The organism is Nocardia neocaledoniensis, from assembly GCF_029868625.1.
GTDB classification, from domain to species: domain Bacteria; phylum Actinomycetota; class Actinomycetes; order Mycobacteriales; family Mycobacteriaceae; genus Nocardia; species Nocardia neocaledoniensis_A.
Genome location: NZ_JARWOJ010000005.1, coordinates 1 through 4,620 on the forward strand (window position 1 = coordinate 1; position 4,620 = coordinate 4,620).

Genomic DNA, 4,620 nt, shown 5'->3' on the forward strand with positions numbered 1-4,620 from the left:
ATCCCAGGTCTGCCCGCGATCCCCGGGCTGCCCGCCATTCCGGGGATCACCGCACCGGCCGCGGCGCCCCCCCCCCCCCCCGGCCCCCCCCCCCCGGGGGCCCCCCCCCCGGCCCGCCACGCCGCGGGGGGGGGCGGGCGCCCCCTCCCGCCCCGGCCGCCCGCCCCGTCAACCCGCGCCCCCAACCCCGATGTGACGAGAACGAGGCGAGAACCAGGTGAGCGCGCGACCGGCCGCGGTGCTGTGGGACATGGACGGCACGCTGCTCGATTCGGAGAAGCTGTGGGACATCGCGGTGCGCGAGCTCGCCCGCGAACACGGCAGGGAACTGACCGACGAGGTCCGGCACGCGCTGATCGGCGCCGCGGGCCCGAACGCGCTGCGGATCCTCTTCGACGGCATCGGTGTCGAGCCCACGCCGCGCGCGATCGCCGAAGCGGGGGACTTCCTCGAGGTGCGCGTCACCGAGTTGATGCTCGGTCCGATCCCGTGGCGGCCCGGCGCCAAGGACGCGCTGGCCATGGTGCGCGACGCCGACCTGCGCTGTGCCCTGGTGACCAATACCAAGCGCTCGCTCGCCGAGTACGGCCTCGACACCCTGGGCCGGGACTTCTTCGACATCTCCGTCTGCGGTGACGAAGTGGCGCACGGCAAGCCTGATCCGGCCATCTACCGCAGGGCCGCCGAGCTGCTCGGCCTCGCGCCCGGCGACTGCGTGGCCATCGAGGACTCGCCCACCGGCGCGCTCGCGGCACAGGGCGCCGGCTGCGCGCTGATCGTGATTCCGTGCGAAATCGCGGTTCCCGAGGTGCCAGGGCGGGTATTCCGGGAAACACTGGTAGGTCTGTCCGCGGCCGATCTGCGGGCCGCGATGGCGGTGCGCGACGAACATCTCGGCAGCACAGCGAGATAGGGCGTAATAGCCTACCGTGATAATTCCGCGATTGCGGTTGATTTTACGAAAACTCTTGCCGCACAGTCGAATTCATCTCACTGTGATCTGTTCGGGATAGGCCGGATTCGGCGAAACACGGGCGTGTCGCGGAAAATTCCCGCAAAATGAGCGCATGACAGGCATGCGGGGGCTTGACGAAATCGTCGACATCGCACGGTATCCGCTCACCGAACTCGGTGGTGACGGCAGACGCGCCGCGGTGGCGGCCGCGCGCGCCGAACTCGCCGAGGACGGCTGCACGGTCCTGCGGGGGTTCATCCGGCCGGAGTTGTGGGACACGCTGCGCGTGGAGGGGGAGCGGATCGCCCCGCACGCCCACTACAAGGTGGAGCGGGTCAACGCCTACAACATCCCGCTCGACGCCGATCTGCCCGCGGACCATCCGGCGCGGATCGTGCTCGAGCGCGGCAACGCCTTCGTCGCCCGCGACCGCATCCCCACCGACGCGCTGATCCAGCGCCTCTACACCGACCCGGTCTTCCAGCGCTTCGTCGCCGACTGTTTCGAACTGGACGAACTGCACGAATTCGCCGATCCGCTGGCCGGGCTGTGCCTCAATGTCGTCGAGCCGGGCATGTCGCATCCATGGCATTTCGACACCAACGAGTTCACCGTCAGCATGCTCACCCGCCGCCCCGAGGCCGGCGGCGTCTTCGAGTACTGCCCCAATATCCGTGATCCGCACGCCGAGCATCTCGACGACGTGCGGTCCGTGCTCACCGGCGACGGCGAGCGGTTCATCCGCGCGCTGGAACTGCGCCCCGGTGATCTGCAGCTGTTCAAGGGCCGTTTCTCCCTGCACCGGGTCACCGAGGTGGCCGGTGCGGGCCAACGACATTCGGCGATCTTCGCCTACACGGACCGGCCAGGGGTGATCGGCACTGTCGAACGCACCAGGCAGCTGTTCGGCCGTGTCCTGCCCGACCACGTGGCCGCCGCGGCCGACGCCGTCCGAGGTGACCGACTGCTCGACTGAGAGGAACCGCCCATGTCCGTTCCGTTGCACACCACCGGCAAAGCATCCTTCGACGACATCTACGACAGCGCCGATCCGCGTGCCTACTTCGCGCGGATGAACGAGTTGGACTACCGGATCCCGGAACTGGCCAAACCGCACTTCCAGGAGCAGTTGCGTCAGCTGCGGGCGGCCAGGCCGGACCGGATCCCGACGGTGCTCGACCTGGGTTGCTCCTACGGGGTGAACGCGGCGCTGCTGCGGACCGACACGACGGTCGACGAGCTGGCCCGGCACTATCGCGACCACGCCGAGACCGACGCGGTGGGGCTCATCGCCGCCGACCGGGAGCGGTTACGCGCCGACCTGATGCCCGACGTACGCTTCGTCGGGATGGACGCCGCACGCCCGGCGCTGATCTACGCGCACGCCGCCGGATTCCTGCACGACTACGTGCACGCCGACCTCGAGGCCACCGAGCCGACCGAGGCCCAGCGCCGTGTGCTCGCCGCCGCGGATCTGGTGATCTCCACCGGGTGCGTCGGCTACATTACCGAGAAAACCCTGTCCAGGGTCGCCCAAGCCGATCCGCAGAAGCGACCGTGGATGGCGCATTTCGTGTTGCGGATGTTCGATTTCGGTCCCATCGCCGAGGAACTCGCCGCACTCGGCTATCGCAGCGAGCAGCGTCCCGGTATGTTCCAGCAGCGTCGCTTCGCCTCCGACCAGGAACGGGCACAGGTGCTGGAAGCGTTGGCGGCCAAGGGAATCGACACCACCGACCACGAAGCCGAAGGCTGGCTCTACGCCAACCTGTTCGTGTCACGCCCGCATCCCATCGAGACCTGAGGATCTGGATTGAACCAACCGACGTTCGCCGCCGAAGACACTCTGCCCCGGGTACCGCTGCCGACACTGGAGGACAGTTGCGCGCGGTTCCTGCAGTGGTGTCAGCCGCTGCTCGGCGCCGAAGAGCTCGCCACCACCGAGGCCGCGGTCGCCGACCTGCTGCGGCCCGGTGGGGCGGGCCGGACCCTGCACGCCGCGCTCGCCGAGTACGACGCCACGCCGGGTGTCGGCAGCTGGCTCGACGAGTTCTGGCCCTCGCGGTATCTGGGCCGCCGCGACCGGATCGCGCTCAACGCCAACTTCGTGTTCCTGTTCCGCGACGACACTCCGCTCGCGGCCTCGACCGTGGCCGGGCAGACCGAGCGGGCCGCGGCGCTGATCGGCGCTGCGGTGGACTACAAGCTGGCGCTGGACCAGGAGAAGATCGCGCCGGTCACCCAGCGTGGCCAGCAGCTGTCGATGTGGCAGAACAAGTACCTGTTCTCCGAGACCCGGATCCCGGGCGAGGTGCAGGACACCGTGCGCAAGCCCTACAGCGCGGAATGGCCGGGCCCCTCGGATGCCCGCCACGTCGTGGTCTTCTACCGCGGCAACGCGTTCCGGATGGACGTGATCGGCGCCGACGGCGCGCCCTACGCGTTCGAGGACGTGGTCGACGGACTGCGTGCCGTGCTCAAAGGCGGCACCAAACCCGCCGCGACCGACACCGCCGTCGGGCACCTCACCACCAAGGCGCGCGCGGAGTGGGCGCGCAGCCGGGCCGCGCTGCGCACCGAGCCCGCCAACGTCGCCGCGTTCGACGAGATCGAGACCGCGCTGTTCGCGGTGTGCCTGGAGGACTTCGCCCCGCGCGACGAACTGCACGCCTGCGATCAGCTGCTGCACGGTGACAGCGCCAACCGGTACTTCGACAAGTCGGTGTCGTTCATCGTCTTCGCCGACGGCCAGGCGGGCATCAACATCGAGCACTGCGGGCTCGACGGCACCACCGTGCTGTCGTTCGTGGACGCGCTGCTCGAGCGGACCGCCCAGGATCACGCCGCCACCAGCGGCGCCCGGGCGCAGGGGCTGCCGTCGGTCGAGCCGATCGAATTCGTCCTCGATTCGGCCGCGCGGGCCGACATCGCCGCGGCGGGTGCCGACTTCGCGCGCTTCGCCGCCGACACCGCCACCTCGCTGGTCTCCTTCGACGACTTCGGGACCGCGGCGGCCAAGCAGCTCGGCATCTCACCCGACGCCTTCGCTCAGCTGGCCTACCAGCTCGCCCACCGGCGCAGCAAGGGCCTGACCGGCGCCACCTACGAGTCCATCGCGACCCGGCAGTTCCGCAACGGCCGCACCGAGGCCATGCGCGTGGTGACCCCGGAGATGGTGGCCTTCGTCGACGCGATGGTCGACGACACCGTCGACCGCGACACCAAGCTGGCGGCGGCCCGCACGGCGGCGAGCGCCCATGTCGGCCGGGCCAAGGAGTGCCAGGCCGGGCAGGCGCCCGAACAGCACCTGTGGGAGCTGGAGTGGATCCAGCGCAGGCGCGGTGCCGAACTCGGCGTCGCCGACGAGCGGATCGCCCTGTTCGACAGCCCGGGCTGGACGATCATGCGCGACGACTACCTGAGCACCAGCTCGGCGCCGTCGGTCCACATCCGCTACTTCGGGTTCGGCTCCACCAGCCCCCGCTGCATCGGCATCGCCTACGTGCTGCTGCCCGACCGCTGGAACATCTACCTGGCCACCCCCAAGTCGGTGGCCGACGAGATGTACGCCTTCGCCGACCACCTGCGCACCGCGGTCGCCGACCTGCGGACGCTGCTGGCGGAGCAGTCCTGAGCCGTGGCCGGGGCCCCCGGCCCGCCCGGCG

Annotated in this window: 4 protein-coding genes; all 4 read left to right on the forward strand. The window is 70.0% G+C overall.

Annotated elements, in window-relative coordinates; all coding sequences use genetic code 11:
- The first annotated feature begins 217 nt into the window (after positions 1-217).
- Positions 218-913, forward strand: coding sequence for an HAD family hydrolase (locus QH270_RS00060; protein ID WP_348537622.1), 696 nt, complete (start codon positions 218-220; stop codon positions 911-913).
- 154 nt (positions 914-1,067) lie between these two features.
- Complete coding sequence (locus QH270_RS00065) at positions 1,068-1,931, forward strand: HalD/BesD family halogenase (protein ID WP_280338300.1); 864 nt, start codon at positions 1,068-1,070, stop codon at positions 1,929-1,931.
- Positions 1,932-1,943: 12 nt separating this feature from the next.
- Positions 1,944-2,759: a class I SAM-dependent methyltransferase gene (locus QH270_RS00070; protein WP_280338301.1), complete on the forward strand. Its 816-nt coding sequence runs from the start codon at positions 1,944-1,946 to the stop codon at positions 2,757-2,759.
- A 9-nt stretch (positions 2,760-2,768) separates the two neighbouring features.
- On the forward strand, positions 2,769-4,589 hold the full coding sequence (locus QH270_RS00075; RefSeq protein WP_280338302.1) for a choline/carnitine O-acyltransferase: 1,821 nt from the start codon (positions 2,769-2,771) through the stop codon (positions 4,587-4,589).
- Positions 4,590-4,620 lie beyond the last annotated feature (31 nt).